Source organism: Streptomyces aquilus (assembly GCF_003955715.1).
Taxonomy (GTDB): domain Bacteria; phylum Actinomycetota; class Actinomycetes; order Streptomycetales; family Streptomycetaceae; genus Streptomyces; species Streptomyces aquilus.
The window spans coordinates 9912217-9929049 of sequence record NZ_CP034463.1 but is presented as its reverse complement, the minus strand read 5'-3'; the positions used below and the strand labels follow the sequence as shown (position 1 = coordinate 9929049).

Here is a 16833-nt window from a genome sequence, read left to right as displayed (position 1 = left end):
GCGCGCGATTGCCGCAGTGTTCATGACCACCGCAGCCTTCACCGCCCTCGCCCCACAGGCCATGGCCGCCCCCATGCCCTGGGAGACCAGTAAGACCCCCACGGCCACCACCCACGACGCCAGCTCCACAGCGGCCAAAGAGAGCGGCACGGTCTCCGCACTCTGCGGAGCCCCCTGCTTCGAGTAGGCGGCTCACTCGGTGATTGCGGACATCGCGCTGTGCCGCCTTCGCGGCTTCGCCGTAAGGCGGCGGGCTATCAGGACGGCACTGGGGTTCCCCTTGGGACCCCAGGCCACTCCGGCGCGCTCCCGCATGAGCCACAACTCCCGTACCACCAGGCCCCTGTTTCGCGCATCTGAGCCAGTGACCGCTTCAAGCGGCACCCGATTCCGGCAGACCGTCGCCTGCTACGGCGGCGGACCCGGCTTCCCCTAGAGGGCGCTCGCCAGTAGCTCGACTGCATGAGGGCCCGTCAGCTCGCTCGCGGGCCCTCCCGTCGTACAGAACGGTGCCGAGACGGAAGCCCATCCTCCGCGGCATGCTGGGAGTCATACAGACCGTGAGCGCGTGGATCTGCGCCGCCACCGGAAACCTGTCGAGCCTTCGGCCCATGCGGTGTCCTGCCGGCGCAGGACGTTCACCTGGTGCGTGGTGATGCCGACCGTCCTAGTCACTTGACCAAAGCCCCCTGCTCTTGAACACCAAATGTCACCAGGGCCAGCCTTCTCACACCTGCCAACTTCGGCACTCTCAGGGAAGTCCACATGCCTCGCCGGACACCGGGCGAGATCAGGTCCCAGCTGCCGCTGCACGACACCAGGCACTTCAGACGGACCGTCATCAGAGGACTGTCCACTTCAACGAACCGCCAAATCGCCCAGTTCGAGCGGGAGCGACGCTTGCCCAGGGGTCACATTGCGCTTGCCTTCCACCGCTGGACCCAACGAGCCGGTCGCCCCCGCAACGCGGAAGAGTGGCGATACGGGTACTCCGACGTCCCCACAGGGCACATCCGCACGCTACTCGAAGTCGCCGCCTGCAACCTCCGTCCCCGTGCTCGAAGAGAGCTGCAAGCCGTGTTGGCGCCGCTGGACGCACGCGTCCTGAGGCGCACTGTCAACGATCCATTCGCCCTGCAACATCTGCCCTGGTGGCAACGGCGCATCGAGATTTGACCCCGTGCCGGCATGGATGGCACCACCGTTCCGGGTCACCAGCACCGTCCCCACGGCGGGCAACCGCCAAAGCACGGCGGTGAGTTCGTCTACGGCGACCCGGCAACCTGGGCGCCGAGCAGGCCGTGACGGTCACCGACACCAGCCGCTACGGGAAGGCGACCGCCCAGGTGATGAGGATCTTTGGAAACGGCTCTGGCCGCAGTTCCGTCAAGCTTTGAGGCACAGGCGCCGGCCAACGCCGCAGAGGGGCTTGGGAATTCGGCGTAGGCACAGGTTGGTGTTGAGCGAGGTCAGGATCCGGCGTCGTATCGGGCACGTGCTGTCTGCATCTCGGTCTCGTGGACGACTGCCCATTGTCCGAGCGTGATCAGCAGCTCGCGTAGGGAGCGGCCGAGGTCGGTCAGGGCGTACTCGGCCCGCACGGGTGTGCCGGGATGAAGGGCTCGGCTGATGAGTCCGTCGCGTTCCAGCGATCGCAGCGTGCGCACCAGCATGCGGCGGCTGATGCCCTGGACCGACCGGTCGAGTTCGTTGAACCCATGACTGCGCTGCGCCAGGAGCGACAGCAGTACCGGGCTCCACTTGTCGCCGACACGGCGTAGCAGCGCCGTTGCCGGACACCGCTCGTGGTCGTCGACGGTGACCGGCACCGTGACGCCGCCGAAGGGTTCGACTGCCGAGGTTTCAGAGAGGGGTGACATCAATGTGCCTTCTTACGGGACGACGCGCACTGACCAATCATCAGATTAGACACCTGGTAAAGGAGCTTCTCGTGATCGCAGTGACTGGAGCCTCGGGAAACCTGGGCAGCCTGACTGTCCGACATCTCATCCAGCGCACCGACGCCGCCCGCGTCCTGGCGTTGTCCCGCACTCCGGAGAGGAGTGCCGACTTGGGCGTGAAGACCTGCTACGGCGACTTCGACGATCCGAACGCGATGGTACGCGCTCTCGACGGCGTGGAACGGCTCCTGATCATCAGCATCGGTACCAGCGACCGCCTGCCCAAGCACGCCCGGGCGATCGACGCCGCCGCGAAGGTGGGTGTAGGCCACGTCGTCTTCACCTCCCTCACCCGCGCCGGCAACCCAGGACACCCCAACCCCCTCGTCCCCGACTACGGGGCCACGGAACGGTTGCTGGCGGACTCCGGGCTGCCCTTTACGGTGCTGCGCTTCAACGTCTGGGTCGAGATGTTGACCCTGATCGGCGTGGCCCCCCGGGCCGTAGCCACCGGAGTCCTTCCCAGTAACAGCCGGGACGGGCGCATCGGCCACCTCACCCGTGACGACAGCGCCGCTGTGGCCGCCGCCCTCCTGGCCGAGGGAGGCAGTCAGGGAGAGATCCTGGAGATCACCGGGCCCGAGGCGGTGACCGACACAGACATCGCTGCTGCGCTGACCGAGGCGACTGGCCGCCACGTGCGGTGCGAGGATGTGTCCGACGCCGAACAGCCCCAGCGGCTCCTGGATCAGGGAATCCCCGAGCACTTCGCTCACGCCTGGAGCACCTCCGGCATCGCCAAACGCAATGGCTGGTACGACATCACGACCCACACCGTCCAACGGCTCACCGGTGAGCCGGCCACACCTGTCACCGACTACTTCGCGGCGCACCGCGCCGACCTGGTCGGCTGACCACGGGGCGATGGCGGGTGCGCTGGATGAGCTGGGTGCGGGGCAGTTCCGTGGGCGGTAACAGCATCGGGGTCACCTACGGCACTTCGGCCGCTTCGGTCACCGTCTCCTCCTCGGCGCGTTTGCGCAGGCAGTCGCGGTGCTGATGGCAGGCCTTCTCCACCGCGGCGGACAGGTTCTGCAACAGGTGCCGGCGATCAGCGACTTCGAGGGCATCGGGGGCGGCTTCCCTGACCGGCTTGGTGTAGGCGGTGGCCCGGTCCCGGCAGATGATCTCCGCGCCGGGATAGTGCTTGAGCCAGGCCGCGAACGTCTCGGTGGTGCGGGCGGGCAGCACGTCCACGACCCGGCCGGCCTCGACGTCGACCAGCACGGTGTCGTAGGTACAGCCCTTGCCGCGCGCTACCGCCGTTCCAGTACCGGACTGGCGGGCTGGCTCCGGTCGATCGCGATCGAGCTCGGCGGCCGTCCCGTCGCACGGGTGTGCCGCCGGCTGCGACAGACCGGGCACCTGCTCGACGAACGGCGTGCGGGAACAGCTCCTGCGGTCGCAGAGGTACCGGCGCACCCGCAGTCGGCGACGACCCGGCGCGAGCCCAACGGCCGCTCACCCAGGGTGCGTTGACATGTGCTTCGGACTGATGGTACGGCGCATCGACCGCGACGACGGCAACGGCGCGTTCCAGGACTCGACCCGCGGGCCGGTCGACCCCGACCGGTGTCCATAGGCTCCGTCAGGGCTTGGGCAGTTGCAGGCCCGGCGCCTGCGGGTGCCGCACCTACGGGCCGCCGCCTAGACGCGCAGAGTGCAGGTCTCCGAGCCCAGGGTGCCGGCCAACAGGCGTCCATCAGGTGCGCGATCCGTGCCCGCAGTTTCACCGCTGATCAACCTCCGCGACGAAGGCACGATCTCCTTCACCGTCAGCGCCGTGCTGTGCCCGCACGACGTGGGTTCCCCTGGCCAAAATCCACCGGGCGCGCTGACAGCAGGACCTCACGCCGGCCGGGCCGCCGCAGCGGCCCCGGCGACGAGAACGAGGTGAGGAAAGGAGAGGAGAGGTGAGGAGAGGAGAGGTGTCACCTGGTGACCACCAGGTGACCGCTGTCCGCACGGCACTTTGTCGGAGTCCAGGGAAAGCTTGGAGAGCGTCGCGGCGAGCGATCAGCCGCCGACACGCCGCGCGCACTACCTCGACCGCACCGGAAGGAATCTCACGCCATGACCGCGACCGCGCCCAAGGCTCCGACTGCACCAGGGGTGCGGTCCTGGTGGGGAATCCCGTACGCCGCCGCCGAGCGGTACCGCCGCCCCGTGGTCGCGGACTTCGCTCCGGACCGCCCGTATGACCGCAAGGGCGTCGTCTCCGTCCAGCCCGATGCCGGCGACTGGCTCGAAGCGGACAGCGGGATGGGCGAGGACTGCCTGAACCTGAACGTGTGGGCTCCCGAGCAGCCGGCAGGGAAGGCACTTCCGGTGGCCGTGTACATCCATGGCGGCGGATTCGAGTACGGCGCGAACACGCAGACCACCTCGAACGCCGCCCCTCTCGCCGCGACGGGACGCGTGGTGAGCGTCTCGGTCAACTACCGGCTCGGCGCCCTGGGCGCGCTCTCGCTCTCCCAGTACGGCGGGCGGCTCGCCGAGGCCAGCAACCTGGGCCTGCAGGACATCATCGCCGCCCTCACCTGGATCAAGCAGAACATCGCCTCCTTCGGTGGCGACCCCGACGAGGTCACCGTCTTCGGCCACAGCGCCGGCGCCTACACCACCCTCGGGCTGCTCGGGGCCCCCTCCGCGGACGGCCTGTACCGGCGACTGGCCGGGTTCTCCGGCGCTCCCTCGCGCCTCGTCCCGGCATGGTGGGCCGAGGAGCTCGCGGAGCGGTTCGTCACCGAACTCGGTGTCGCGGGCAACCCCGACAAGCTGATCGATCTCGACGCCGCCTCCCTGGTGGCCGCCCTGCACACGGTCTGTCCGACGGACCTCGGAGTCCGCGGCGGGATGGACAACCAGAGTCTCGGTGTCGTCCTGGACGCCGGACAGCCCGGCTCGGTGGTGCACGCCCACCCCCTGAACGTCCTGGCCTCGGGCTCACACCGGGGCATTGACGTGCTCCTGAGCACGGCCAGCGACGAGATGGGCTGGTGGGTGGCGAACGACCTCGACCGGTTCGACCCGCACACCGTCGAGCGCGTCACCGACGAATTCGCGGGGTGGCGCGTTCCCCGCTCCCGCGCCAAGAAGATCGTCGACATCTACGACCAGGGCGGCCGCAGCCCTGCCGAGGTCCGCGCCGCGTCCCTGACGGACTACATCTTCACGCTCCCCGCCGCCCGCGGCGCTCTGGCCCACGCCGCCGCGGGCGGCAACGCCCATCTCCTCGCGATCGGGCCCGCCGAGGGCGCGCCCGCCGTGCACGGCACCGAGATGTACGCCCTGGTCGGCCAGGAAAAGCCGGGCCGCAGCCCCGAACAAGCCGACCGTGACACCCGTATCCGCGACATCGTCCTCGACTTCGTCACCGGCGAGCAGAGGCGCCTGTGGCCCGCCGTCACGGACCGGCCCACCTCGGGAAGTATCGGCAGCCTTCCCTACGAGCCCAGCGCCCACTACCAGGAGGTCCTCGACCTGTTCGAAAACATCGCCCGCCCCTGACGGCCGTCGGACGATACGCAACAGCGCACCAGGGAGTAGGGAACTCGACATGAGCCAACCGTCAGCAGCTGGTGACGCCACCCCGGGGACGATGCGGGCCGTCGTCGTCACCCGGCCCGGCGGCCTCGACGCACTTCGGATCAAGGATGTGCCGGTGCCCGTGCGCAAGCCCGGCTGGGTACGGATCAGGGCGAAGGCGTTCGGCGTCAACGAGTCCGAGGTCACCACCCGCAAGGGCGAGTCGGACGCCGAGGTCACCTACCCGCGTGTACCCGGCATCGAGGGCGTCGGCGTGGTCGATGAGGCCGACGAGGACAGCGGGCTGCGCCCGGGGCAGCAGGTCGCGACCATGATGGGCGGCATGGGCCGCTCGTACGACGGCGCGTACGCCCAGTACGTGACCGTCCCGGCGGCGCAGGTCATCCCGTTCGAGTCCGGCCTGCCGTGGGAGGTCGTCGGTGCGCTGCCGGAGATGTTCCAGACCGCCTATGGATCGCTGACCACCGGCCTGGACCTCAAGGCCGGGCAGACGCTGCTGATCCGCGGCGGCACCTCCACGGTCGGGCTGAGCGCGGCCACGATCGCGAAGGACCTCGGAGCCACCGTGCTGTCCACCACCCGCACCCCGGAAAGGGCTGGAGACCTGCGGGCCGCGGGCGTGGACCATCCCCTCGTCAACAGCGGCACGATCGCCGACCAGGTGCGCGAGCTGCTACCGGAGGGTGTCGACGCCGCACTGGAGCTGGTGGGCTGCTCGGTACTCGCCGACACCCTCGACGCCGTCCGCCGGCACGGCACGGTCTGCTTCACCGGAGCCCTCGCGGGCCAGTGGACGATTCCCGACTTCAGCCCGTTCATGATCCCGGGCGGGGTGCGGCTGACGTCCTACGGCGGTCAGGCCGCAGACCTCCCGGCCGACGTCTTCGCTAGCCAGCTCCAGGCCATCGCCGCAGGGCGCCTCAAAGTCCCGGTCGCGAAGGTCTACCACGGCCTGGAACAGGTCCGTGACGCCCAGGCCGACGTCGAGTCCGGCACCACGCCGGGCAAGCACGTCGTCGTCCTGGACGACTGAGACGTGGGCAACTCTGCGTCCCTATGAGGAACTGGCACTGGAGTTGAAGAAGTCCTTGATGGACGGCCCAGCCCGGGCTTCCAGGAGGCGCCGCTCGTCGATGAATTCCGTGCCCGGTGCCAGCAACACCCAAGAGAGCAGGGTCCAGATGAGAATTCGACTGACAGATGGACGACCTGCTCACGCGCGAGAAGTACGGTCACCTGCCCCGGTCGCTGGCCGCAGGGGGCAAGCGGCAGTTCGGCTACGAGATCGGCAACGTCGCCTACTGGTCACCCGGTCCCGACATCACCCTCTTCTATGCCCACGACGGCCAGTCCATCCCCGACCCCGGCATCGTCATCTTCGGCCACATCGACGCTGGGGCCGATGCCTTCAAGAAATACGACGGCACGGTCGACGTCAACATCGAGGCCATCGACTGAGCCCGCCCGGAAACCACCGAGAATCGTCAGCCTGCCTCGCCGGCCGCGAAGGCGGCCGGGGTGAGGCCGGTGCGGTCGCGGAAGAAGCGACCGAAGTTCGCGGGATCACTGAAGCCGAGGTGGACGGCCACAGACCGGGCATCCCACCGGGCAACTCCCAGCAGGCGCCGGGCTTCCAGCAGGCGCCGCTCGTCGATGAGCTCGCGTACACCCTTGCCGGTGGCGTGCCGGGCGGCACGGCTGAGGGTGCGGACCGAGCAGCCGAGCAACTCGGCGTAGTCCGCGGCGTGGTGGAGCTCGCGGAAGTGCAGCTCCAAGGCGTCCAGGAAGCGTCCGTACCAGTCGGCGCGGCCCGCGTGGGCCGTGGCAGCGCCGATCGGGGCGATGCCCGGGGAGTTGGCCAGGCGCAGCAGCAGCGATTCGAGCAGGCTGCGCCGCAGGGCGTGGTGGATGTCGAGGGGGCGGCGCCCCAGTGCGCGGTGTTCGTCCAGGAGCTGGAGTGCGGTCTGCCGGAGCCAGGCGGTGTCGTCGGGGTGCGGGGTCAGCACGGCGGGGGCCTCGTGCGCGGTGAGTGGGGCCAGGAGACGGGCGAGGTCGGGCCGCAGCACGTCCGGTTCGAACAGGATGAACGGGCCGCGCGCCGCGCCGGGCGGATGCCAGCACTGGGCATGCCCGGGACGTACCCACAGCCACTGACCGGGCGCGACGGTCCGCGTGACGTGGTCGACGTCATGCAGCAGCTCACCCTCGGTGACCGCGATGAGGTAGTGGAAGGTGGCACGGCCCGGACGGGGCGGGTTCCACGGCCAGTCGTCGTGGTGGGCGAAGAAGTCCTCGACGGTACTCACCTCAAGGCCGTACGGGGTACCGACCGGAGGCTCGAAAGCGAACAGCGGAACCGCGGCGGAACTGGCCGCGCTTCCGCTCGGGCCGGGGTGTCGCTTGTCGACCATCACGTGTCCGCAGCCTACCGCCCTTCTGCCTGGCCGCAGCGGAAGGATGGACGTGCCACCGCGCCCGCGCGGCGCACCTCCCCGCGTCCTTGGATGCCACCGTCCGTCACCACCTGAGGAAGGCAACGCCCCATGAACGGATCGGACCTGCACACGACCGCCGCCGAATGCGCGGAGGAACTCCCGGGAGCCCAGCCGGAGCACCCCTTCGGCCCCGACTGGGAGGTCTACAAGGTGCGCGGCAAGGTGTTCATGCTGATGACCGACGTCCCGGGGCGGCCCGTCGTGATCCTCAAGGCGGACCCCGGCGAGGCCCACGCCCTACGGGAGCAGTACAGCCACATCACCCCCGGCTACCACATGAACAAGAAGCACTGGATCACCCTGGAGAGCGGAGAAGGCGTCGACAAGGAGTTCGTCCGGGAGCTCGTCACCGACTCCTATCGGCTCGTCGTCGCCCGCCTGCCCAAGGCCGAGCAGCCTGTCGACCCGCACACCTACGGCACCGGCACACGGGCGGCCCGGTGAGCGCGGCCGGTGACCGGCTCCAGGACATCGCCCGCCAGGCGGCCCTGTCCCTTCCCGACGTCAGCCACGCTATCTCGACAAGCGCCACTGGATCTCGCTGGGGCCGGGACCCGGCGTCACCGAACGGCTGATCACCAACGCGGTCGAGGATTCCTACGACTTGGCCGCCGAGCAGTTGCCGAGAGGCAACCGCCCCAGAGCCCGATGAGCCCCCGCGAGATTCCTGCGGGGCCGCCGGGCTCGGGAGGACACCAGGACGGCGAGTCTGCGCAGACCCAGACTGTGCCGACCGGGCGGCAGGTTCAATACGCCATCGGCCGGATACGCGTTCACCACGCCCGGGAAGCGCAGCGCGCACCGGGACACGGTCAGCGTTCCGACGGGCACGGCCATGCGGTCGACAGGTCTGCCCCTCACGACGGCTCCACGCCCCGAACCCGCGCCAGCACGTCACGGATCATCTCGGCGCTGATCATGAAGTGCTGCCGGGCGATCTCCTCCGCCCGCTCGGGCTCACCGGCCGCGATGGCCTCGTAGAGCGCCTTGTGGTCCTCGCCGCCGCGGTGGAAGTCGGTCCGTTCGCCCTTGCCCCAGGGTTCGACGGGGAAGCCGAGGCTGATCCGGGCGAGCAGGTCGCGGCTGAGCATGACGATCTGCGGATTGCCCGTGGCGGTGCGGACGGCCTGGTGGAAGGCGCTGTCCGCGGTCTGTTCGTCGCGCGGTGTGCGGGCGGACAGGTAGGCGGTCAGGGCGTCCCGCATGGAGTCGACGTCCTCGGAGCTGCGGCGCCGGGCTGCCGTCGCGGCCACCATGCCCTCCACCAGCCCGCGCAGGTCGAAGAGCTGCTCGAACTCCTCCCAGCGGGGCACGAGTGTGTGGCGGACGGCGGCAGCGGTCGACTCGGTCCAGCTGTCGCGGACGTAGGCACCGCCGTTGCGGCCGCGGCGGATCTCGACGACACCCACGGCCTGGAGCCTGGCGATCGCCTCGCGCACGGTGGGGCGGCTGACCCGCAGCAGCTGGATCAACTCGCGTTCCACCGGCAGCCGTTCGCCCGGCAGGAAGTCTCCTACGGCGATCGCGGTGAGCAGCCGATCCGCGACCTCGTCGACGGCGGAGGCCACGCGCACCGGGCGCAGCTCGGGCGAGGGTGCGCCGCCGAGGAGGACACGGTCGAGCACCCGCGAGAACTCGCCACCCGGTTCGGATGCCTCAGGCACGGATGTCAGCTGGCTCCCCCTTGTTCGCCGCTCTTGTTAACGCACGCAGGCCACGTAAACACGCCGTTACGTCTTGACCCGGCCCCGCTAAAAGGTCTTGTGCGCTGACCATTTGCCCAATCACTATCTCACCCATCCGTCACACCCACACCGTTTTCAGCCAGCGGCCGGCTCGCACCGGCCGGTCCGGGAGGCTTCCTCGTGGCGATCCCCGAACCGAACCACACCGGAACCGTCGACTTCAACGGCTGTTCCACCTGGTACCGGATCACGGGCGAACCGGGCCGGACCCCCCTGGTGGTCCTGCACGGCGGGCCCGGCGCCGGTCACAACTACACCCTCAGCATCGCGAACATCGCCCAGCAGGACCGCCAGGTGGTGCACTACGACCAGCTCGGCACGGGACTGTCCACCCATCTGCCCGACAAGGGCGCCGACTTCTGGACCGTCCAGCTCTTCCTCGACGAACTCGACAACCTCCTCAAGGCGTTGGGCATCGCCGACGGTTACCACCTGCTCGGCCAGTCGTGGGGCGGCATGCTCGCCGCCGAGCACGCCGTACGGCGCCCGACCGGACTGCGGGGTCTGGTCATCGCCAACTCCCCCGCGTCCATGGAGCTGTGGCTGAAGGCGGCGGCCGGACTGCGCGCCGAACTGCCGCCGGAGGTCCAGCACACCCTGCTCGCCCATGAGGCCGCCGGAACCACCGACGACCCCGCCTACCGCGCGGCCGAGCAGGTCTTCAACGAGCGCCACGTGTGCCGCCTGACCCCCAACCCACCCGAAGTGCAGGCGACTTGGGACAACATCGCGGCCGATCCGACCGTGTACCACACCATGAACGGGCCGAACGAGTTCCATGTCGTCGGCACGCTCAAGGACTGGTCCGTCGTCGACCGGCTGCACCTGATCGACGTACCCACCCTGCTGGTGTCCGGCCGCTACGACGAGGCGACCCCCGAGACGCTGCGCCCCTTCGCCGACCACATCCCCGATGTGCGCTGGCACATGTTCGAGCACTCCAGCCACATGCCGCACGTCGAGGAAGAAGAGCTCTACCTCCGGGTCGTGGGCTCCTTCCTCGACTCCACCGACTGACCCCAACGGCCGTTCCCCCGACGGGAGTTCATTGCGATGTCCCGCAGCACGAGACGGGGCGCGCTCGCCGCCGCCACTGTCGCCCTCGCCCTGACCGCCGCCGCCTGTTCGTCCTCCGACAGCGGCTCCTCCGACAACCCGAGCGCGTCCTCGTCCGGCTCCGGCTCGTCCGCCTTCCAGCCGCAGCACAAGGGCGGCACCCTGAAACTGACCGCCCACGCGGCCGCCGGCACCCTCGACCCACAGGTCAACTACACGCTCCAGTACTGGCAGTTGTACCAGTCGATGTACGACGGTCTGCTTGCGTTCAAGAAGGTCGGTGGCCAGGAGTCGTTCACCGTCGTCCCGGACCTGGCCGCGGCGATGCCGAAGGTGACCAACGGCGGCAGGACGTACACCTTCACGCTCCGCAAGGGCATCACCTTCTCCAACGGCAAGGCGCTGACCACCGATGACGTGGTGGCGTCCTTCCAGCGCATCTTCAAGGTCTCCAGCCCCACCGCCGGCACCTTCTACAACGGCATCGTCGGCGCCGACGCCTGCCTCAAGAAGCCGGCCTCCTGCACCCTGTCCAAGGGCGTGATCGGCGACGCGAAGAACAACACGGTCACCATCAACCTCACCGCCGCGGACTCCGAGTTCCCGTACAAACTGGCCGTCCCGCACGCCAGCGTCGTACCGAAGGACTCGCCCACGAAGGACGCCGGCACCAGGCCGCTGCCGTCGACCGGCGCGTACATGGCCGCCTCCTACGATCCGAACCGCGAGCTGAAGCTGGTGCGCAACCCGCACTTCAAGGAGTGGTCGCGGCAGGCGTCGCCGCAGGGCTATCCGGACGTCATCGACTACACCTTCGGGCAGACGGTGGAGTCCGAGGTCACCGCCGTCGAGAACGGCCAGGCGGACTGGATGTTCGACGCGCCGCCCACCGACCGGCTGGGCGAGATGGGCACCAAGTACGCCTCGCAGACGCACGTGAACCCGCTGACCGCGTTCTGGTACGCGACGCTGAACGTCAACATGGCGCCGTTCAACAACAAGTTGGCGCGTCAGGCGATCAACTACGCCGTCGACCGGGCGGCCGTGGTCCAGCTGTACGGCGGCAAGAACCTCGCCTCTCCCGCCTGCACCATCCTGCCACCGGGCTTCCCCGGGCACGTCGACTCGTGCGACTACACCAAGGGCGGCGGCACCACCTGGAAGGCCGCGGATCTCGCCAAGGCCAAGGAGCTGGTGAAGAAGTCCGGTACGGCCGGGCAGGAGGTCGGCATCGTCGTCCAGGACGACGACGTCAACAAGTCGATCGGGCAGTACCTGCAGAGCCTGCTCACTCAGCTCGGCTACAAGGCGAAGCTCAAGCCGCTGTCGCCGAACATCCAGTTCACCTATATCCAGAACACCAAGAACAAGGTGCAGTTGGCGCTGACGTCCTGGTACCAGGACTATCCGGCGGCCTCGGACTTCCTCAACGTGCTGCTGTCCTGCGCCTCGTTCCATCCCGGCAGCGACTCGAGCATCAACATCTCCGGCTTCTGCGACAAGGGCATCGACGCGAAGATGCACTCGGCGCTGAAGACCGCGCAGACCGACGAGAAGGGCGCCAACCAGCAGTGGGGCGCCGTCGACCAGCAGATCATGGCCGAGTCGCCGGTCGTCCCGCTGATCAACCCCAAGCTCGTCGACTTCACGTCGAAGCGGGTCGGCAACTACCAGTTCAGCAAGCAGTTCTACATGCTCGTCGGGCAGCTGTGGGTCAAATGACCGCCTCGGAGCCCCTGTTGACCGCTGAGGCCCGGCGCTCGCCGGGCCCCTGGCGGACGGCCGCCGCCGACCTGGTGCGCAACAGGTCGGCGCTGGCCGCGGCCGTCGTCCTGCTGATCGTCGTCGTGGCCACGCTGTGCGCGCCGCTGTACGCGGCCCACATCGCCCACACCGACCCCTTCCAGTCCCACGTCTCCGGCACCACGGTCATCGACGGCAAGACCGTGCCGGTGCTCACCCCGAGCAGCACCGGCCTCGGCCTCGGCGTCACGCCCATCGGCCCGACCTGGGACCCCGCCCACTACTTCCTCGGCGCCGACAACCAGGGCCGCGACGTCATGGCACGCCTGCTCTACGGCGGCCGTACGAGCCTGTTCATCGGTGTCACCGCGGCTCTGCTCACCTGCGTCGTCGGTACGGCCGTCGGGGTCGTCGCCGGGTACGCGGGCGGCGCCGTGGACTCCGTCATCTCCCGGATCCTGGACGTCATCTGGGCGTTCCCGGTGTACCTGCTGGCCATCTGTCTGTCGGTGGTCCTGCTCACCAACGGGCTCAAGCTGGGCCCGCTCACCGTCGACGCGGGGAGCCTGTGGCTGCCCGTCGCGATCATCGCGGCGATCTATGTCCCGTACATCGCACGGCCGTTGCGTGGTCAGGTGCTGGTGCTGCGCAACAAGGAGTTCATCCACGCGGCCGTCGGATCCGGCGCGCCCACCCTGCGCATCCTGCGCCGGGAGGTGCTGCCGAACGTGCTGCCCACGGCGATCGTGTTCGTCCCGCTGATGACCGCGCTGGCCATGCTCACCGAGTCGGCACTGTCCTTCCTGTCCGTCGGCGTGCAGCCGCCCGACGCCAGCTGGGGCACGATCATCGAGGACGGTCTGGGCCTGCTCTACACCCGCCCGACGGTGACGATCGCCCCCGGTCTGCTCATCGCGCTCACCACGGCGGCCCTCAACGTCCTGGGTGACGGGGTACGCGACGCGCTCGACCCGAGCGCCCGGCTGCGCGGAGGGGTGTGACGCTGCCATGCTGTCCTTCGCGCTCAAGCGGTTCGGCTCGGCCCTGCTGGTGATGTTCGCGATCAGCGTCCTGGTGTTCCTGATCTTCTTCGCCACTCCGGGAGTCGACCCCGCGGCACGCATCGCGGGCCGCAACGCCGACCCTGCCACCCTCGCCCAGGTGCGGCACTCCTTCGGCCTCGACCGCCCGATGCCGATCCGCTATCTGCTGATGATGCGTCACCTCCTCGTCGACCGCGACCTGGAGTCCTTCGTCAACCGCGGCGCCCGGGTCATCCCGCAGATCGTGCAGGCCACCCCGGTGACCCTGTCGCTGGTCGTCGGCGCCGCGGTGATCTGGATGGTGGCCGGCATCCTCATGGGCACGGCCGCGGCCACTCTGCGCGGCAAGGCGGCCGACCCGCTGATCATGCTCGTGGGCGTGGTCGGCGTCTCGCTGCCCGCCTACTGGCTCGGCGAGGTCGTCAACCTCATCACCCAGAAGCAGCTGCACAGTTCGGTCTTCTCCTGGGTACCACCGCCCGGCTACGTCGGCCTGAGTCAGGACCCGGGCCAGTGGGCGCTGCACATGCTCTTCCCCTGGCTGACGCTGGCCCTGCTGTACGCCGGGATCTACGCCCGCCTCCTGCGCGGCGAGGTCATCACCGCCCTCAACGAGGACTACGTCCGCACGGCCCGCGCCAAGGGCCTGTCCGAGCGCCGGATCCTGCTGCGCCACGCCCTGCGCTGCTCGCTGATCCCGATCGTGTCGCTGTTCGGCCTGGACTTCGGCGCCCTCGTGGGCGGCGCGGCGCTGCTCACCGAGGTGGTCTTCGGCCTGCCCGGCATCGGCAAGCTCACCTTCGACGCCCTCCAGAACCTCGACCTGCCCGTGATCATGGGGACCGTTCTGTACGCGGCCTTCTTCGTGGTCCTCGCCAACGCCCTGGTGGACATCCTGTACGCGCGACTCGACCCGAGGGCCCGCCATGCCTGAACCCCTGCTGGACGTACGCGACCTGCGGGTCTCCTTCCGCACCCGCACCGGCCCGGTCACGGCCGTCGACGGCCTCTCCTTCACCGTCGCACCCGGCGAAGTCCTGGGCGTGGTGGGCGAGTCGGGCTCCGGCAAGAGCGTGTCGATGCTGGCCGTCCTGCGCCTGCTGACCAACCCCAACGTCACGGTGTCGGGCGAAGTCCGCTTCCGAGGCCGCGACTTGCTCGCCCTTCCCGACAAGGACATGCGTGCGATACGGGGCCGGGAGGTCGCCATGGTCTTCCAGGACCCGATGACCGCGCTGACCCCCGTGTACACGGTCGGCTGGCAGATCGCCGAGCAGATACGTGCGCACGAGCAGGTGTCCCGCAAGGCGGCGCGGGCCCGCGCGGTCCAGCTGCTCTCCGACGTCGGCATCCCCGACGCGGCCTCCCGGGTGAACGCCTACCCGCACGAGTTCTCCGGCGGCATGCGCCAGCGCGCGGTCATCGCGATGGCCCTGTCCTGCAGCCCCGCGCTGCTCATCGCCGACGAACCGACGACTGCGCTGGATGTCACCGTCCAGGCCCAGATCCTCGACCTGATGCGGGAGTTGAACGCAGGCGGTGCGGCCGTCGTGCTCATCACGCACGACATGGGGGTGGTCTCCCAGATCGCCGACCGGGTCCTGGTGATGTACGGCGGCCGGGCGGCCGAGGAGGGCCCGCGCCGGGCGGTGTTCCACGGCCCCCGGCACCCCTACACCTGGGGCCTGCTGGACTCGGTGCCCCGCGTCGGCGGTCCCCGGCTGCGACGGCTGCCCACCATCGCGGGCATGCCGGTCTCGCCCGGCGGCCTTCCGGAGGGATGCGCGTTCGCGCCGCGCTGCCGGCTGCGTCACGAGCGGTGCGAGGAGCGCCCCGCACTGTCCGGCGACACCCACCGCGACGCCTGCTGGCTGCCACCGGACGACCGCGCGGCTCTGCGCCTGACGGCACGGGTGGCGGCGACCGGTCCTGCGGACACGAACACGGAGGACACGAACACGGAGACGGTGGCGACCGGCCCGGCGGACATCAACACGGAGACGGTAGCGACCGGCCCGGTGGACATCGACACGGAGGCGGCGAAGTGACGGCACAGGACATGGTGGCGGTGGACGAGGACGCGCCTCCCGCGGGCGACGTCCTGCTGCGCGCCACGGACGTCACCAAGCACTACCCACTCACCCGCCGCCGCAAGGTCCTACGAGCCGTGGACGGAGTGTCCCTCGACGTCCACACCGGCGAAACCCTCGGCATCGTCGGCGAGTCGGGCTGCGGCAAGTCCACCCTGGGCCGCTGCCTGGTCCGGCTCACCGAACTCACCAGCGGCCGGGTCGAGTTCGACGGGCAGGACATCAGCACCTTGTCCACGCGCCGACTGCGGCCCGTGCGCCCGGGCATGCAGCTGGTCTTCCAGGACCCGCAGGCCTCGCTCAACCCCCGCCGCCGCGCCGGCGACATCGTGGCCGAGCCGCTGCTCGTGCACCGCTACGGCGACGCCGCCACCGTCCGCCGCCGGGTCGCCGAGCTCTTCGACGTCGTAGGACTGGCCGCGGCGCACCTGGACCGCTATCCGCACGAGTTCTCCGGCGGTCAGCGCCAACGCATCGGAATCGCCCGGGCGTTGGCCACCAACCCGAAGCTGATCGTCGCCGACGAGCCGGTGTCCGCGCTCGACGTGTCGATCCAGGCCCAGGTGCTGAACCTCTTCGCCGACCTCCAGGAGGAGTTCGCGCTCACCTACGTCTTCATCGCGCACGACCTCGGCGTGGTCCGCCATGTGTCGGACCGGATCGCCGTCATGTACCTCGGCGAGATCGTCGAACTCGCGGGTACGGAGGCCCTGTTCGAGGCACCCGCCCACCCCTACACACAGGCGCTGCTGTCCGCGGTGCCGGACATCGACGACGGCAGCGCGCCGGACGCACCGCCCCGGGAACGCATCGTCCTCACCGGCGAGGTACCCAACCCGGTGGACAAGCCGACGGGCTGCCCCTTCCGCACCCGCTGCCCGTACGCACGCGAACGCTGCGCCGTGGAGCGCCCCCGGCTCACACCGACGCCCGCAGGACGCCGCGTTGCCTGCCACTACCCACTGACCGACTGACCGCCCGCCAGGAGTGGTGTCTCTCGCGCAGCCGTGCCGGGTTGTCGGCCAGGCCGTGGTTTGGAAGGTGCTGGTGTGCCGGGTCGGCCGTCCGGGAAAGTCGCGGCCGGCCCACCAGATGATGAGGTCGTCGGCGGTCGCGCCGATGGCTGTGGCGGTGGTCACACAGCCGCGGGG

The 16833-nt window shown here is 69.6% G+C and carries 16 protein-coding genes; 12 read left to right on the top strand and 4 right to left on the bottom strand.

Going from position 1 to position 16833, the window contains the following annotated elements; all coding sequences use genetic code 11:
* Positions 1–22: 22 nt before the first annotated feature.
* Positions 23–187: a hypothetical protein gene (locus tag EJC51_RS45315; RefSeq protein WP_244363247.1), complete on the top strand. Its 165-nt coding sequence runs from the start codon at positions 23–25 to the stop codon at positions 185–187.
* 1282 nt (positions 188–1469) lie between these two features.
* On the opposite strand, the gene EJC51_RS45310 is transcribed toward EJC51_RS45315, so the two are convergent.
* Positions 1470–1880, bottom strand: coding sequence for a winged helix-turn-helix transcriptional regulator (locus EJC51_RS45310; RefSeq protein WP_244363245.1), 411 nt, complete (start codon positions 1878–1880; stop codon positions 1470–1472).
* A 71-nt stretch (positions 1881–1951) separates the two neighbouring features.
* On the opposite strand from EJC51_RS45310, the gene EJC51_RS45305 reads away from it, so the two are divergent.
* Positions 1952–2815, top strand: a complete 864-nt coding sequence (locus EJC51_RS45305) for an NAD(P)H-binding protein (protein ID WP_244363243.1) — start codon at positions 1952–1954, stop codon at positions 2813–2815.
* A 76-nt stretch (positions 2816–2891) separates the two neighbouring features.
* On the opposite strand, the gene EJC51_RS48055 is transcribed toward EJC51_RS45305, so the two are convergent.
* The gene (locus EJC51_RS48055) at positions 2892–3326 is read right to left on the bottom strand and encodes a transposase (RefSeq protein WP_279631450.1); all 435 of its coding nucleotides are present in this window, start codon (positions 3324–3326) and stop codon (positions 2892–2894) included.
* A 708-nt stretch (positions 3327–4034) separates the two neighbouring features.
* On the opposite strand from EJC51_RS48055, the gene EJC51_RS45295 reads away from it, so the two are divergent.
* From EJC51_RS45295 to EJC51_RS45285, 3 genes are all read left to right on the top strand, one after another.
* The gene (locus EJC51_RS45295; RefSeq protein WP_126276448.1) at positions 4035–5471 is read left to right on the top strand and encodes a carboxylesterase family protein; all 1437 of its coding nucleotides are present in this window, start codon (positions 4035–4037) and stop codon (positions 5469–5471) included.
* Positions 5472–5520: 49 nt separating this feature from the next.
* Positions 5521–6543 (top strand): alcohol dehydrogenase catalytic domain-containing protein, encoded by a 1023-nt coding sequence (locus EJC51_RS45290; RefSeq protein ID WP_126276447.1) that lies wholly within the window; start codon positions 5521–5523, stop codon positions 6541–6543.
* Between the two features lie 167 nt (positions 6544–6710).
* A complete protein-coding gene (locus EJC51_RS45285; RefSeq protein ID WP_126276446.1) occupies positions 6711–6968 on the top strand; it encodes a cyclophilin-like fold protein in 258 nt (85 codons plus the stop codon).
* A gap of 26 nt (positions 6969–6994) precedes the next feature.
* Here EJC51_RS45285 and EJC51_RS45280 read toward each other — a convergent pair whose 3' ends face one another.
* Positions 6995–7816 carry a helix-turn-helix domain-containing protein gene (locus EJC51_RS45280; protein WP_244363241.1) on the bottom strand — a complete coding sequence of 274 codons (822 nt, stop codon included), beginning with the start codon at positions 7814–7816 and terminating at the stop codon, positions 6995–6997.
* Between the two features lie 237 nt (positions 7817–8053).
* Here EJC51_RS45280 and EJC51_RS45275 point away from each other — a divergent pair, with 237 nt between their 5' ends.
* Entirely contained in the window at positions 8054–8449 is a 396-nt protein-coding gene (locus EJC51_RS45275; RefSeq protein ID WP_126276444.1) for an MmcQ/YjbR family DNA-binding protein, read from the top strand.
* A 413-nt stretch (positions 8450–8862) separates the two neighbouring features.
* Here the strand turns inward: EJC51_RS45275 and EJC51_RS45265 are convergent, their stop codons facing one another.
* Positions 8863–9669, bottom strand: a complete 807-nt coding sequence (locus tag EJC51_RS45265) for a FadR/GntR family transcriptional regulator (RefSeq protein WP_244363239.1) — start codon at positions 9667–9669, stop codon at positions 8863–8865.
* Positions 9670–9870: 201 nt separating this feature from the next.
* On the opposite strand from EJC51_RS45265, the gene EJC51_RS45260 reads away from it, so the two are divergent.
* From EJC51_RS45260 to EJC51_RS45235, 6 genes are read left to right on the top strand one after another with little or no spacing between them, the layout of a single operon-like run.
* Positions 9871–10767 (top strand): proline iminopeptidase-family hydrolase, encoded by an 897-nt coding sequence (locus EJC51_RS45260; protein WP_126276442.1) that lies wholly within the window; start codon positions 9871–9873, stop codon positions 10765–10767.
* A gap of 36 nt (positions 10768–10803) precedes the next feature.
* Positions 10804–12528 carry an ABC transporter substrate-binding protein gene (locus EJC51_RS45255; protein ID WP_126276441.1) on the top strand — a complete coding sequence of 575 codons (1725 nt, stop codon included), beginning with the start codon at positions 10804–10806 and terminating at the stop codon, positions 12526–12528.
* 17 nt (positions 12529–12545) lie between these two features.
* Positions 12546–13550, top strand: a complete 1005-nt coding sequence (locus EJC51_RS45250) for an ABC transporter permease (protein WP_244363236.1) — start codon at positions 12546–12548, stop codon at positions 13548–13550.
* Between the two features lie 7 nt (positions 13551–13557).
* On the top strand, positions 13558–14526 hold the full coding sequence (locus tag EJC51_RS45245) for an ABC transporter permease (RefSeq protein WP_097259426.1): 969 nt from the start codon (positions 13558–13560) through the stop codon (positions 14524–14526).
* Positions 14519–15640 (top strand): ABC transporter ATP-binding protein, encoded by a 1122-nt coding sequence (locus tag EJC51_RS45240; protein ID WP_166682968.1) that lies wholly within the window; start codon positions 14519–14521, stop codon positions 15638–15640. The genes EJC51_RS45245 and EJC51_RS45240 overlap by 8 nt, the downstream gene beginning before the upstream one ends.
* Positions 15637–16656 (top strand): ABC transporter ATP-binding protein, encoded by a 1020-nt coding sequence (locus EJC51_RS45235; RefSeq protein WP_126276439.1) that lies wholly within the window; start codon positions 15637–15639, stop codon positions 16654–16656. Before EJC51_RS45240 ends, EJC51_RS45235 begins: the two co-directional genes overlap by 4 nt.
* Positions 16657–16833 lie beyond the last annotated feature (177 nt).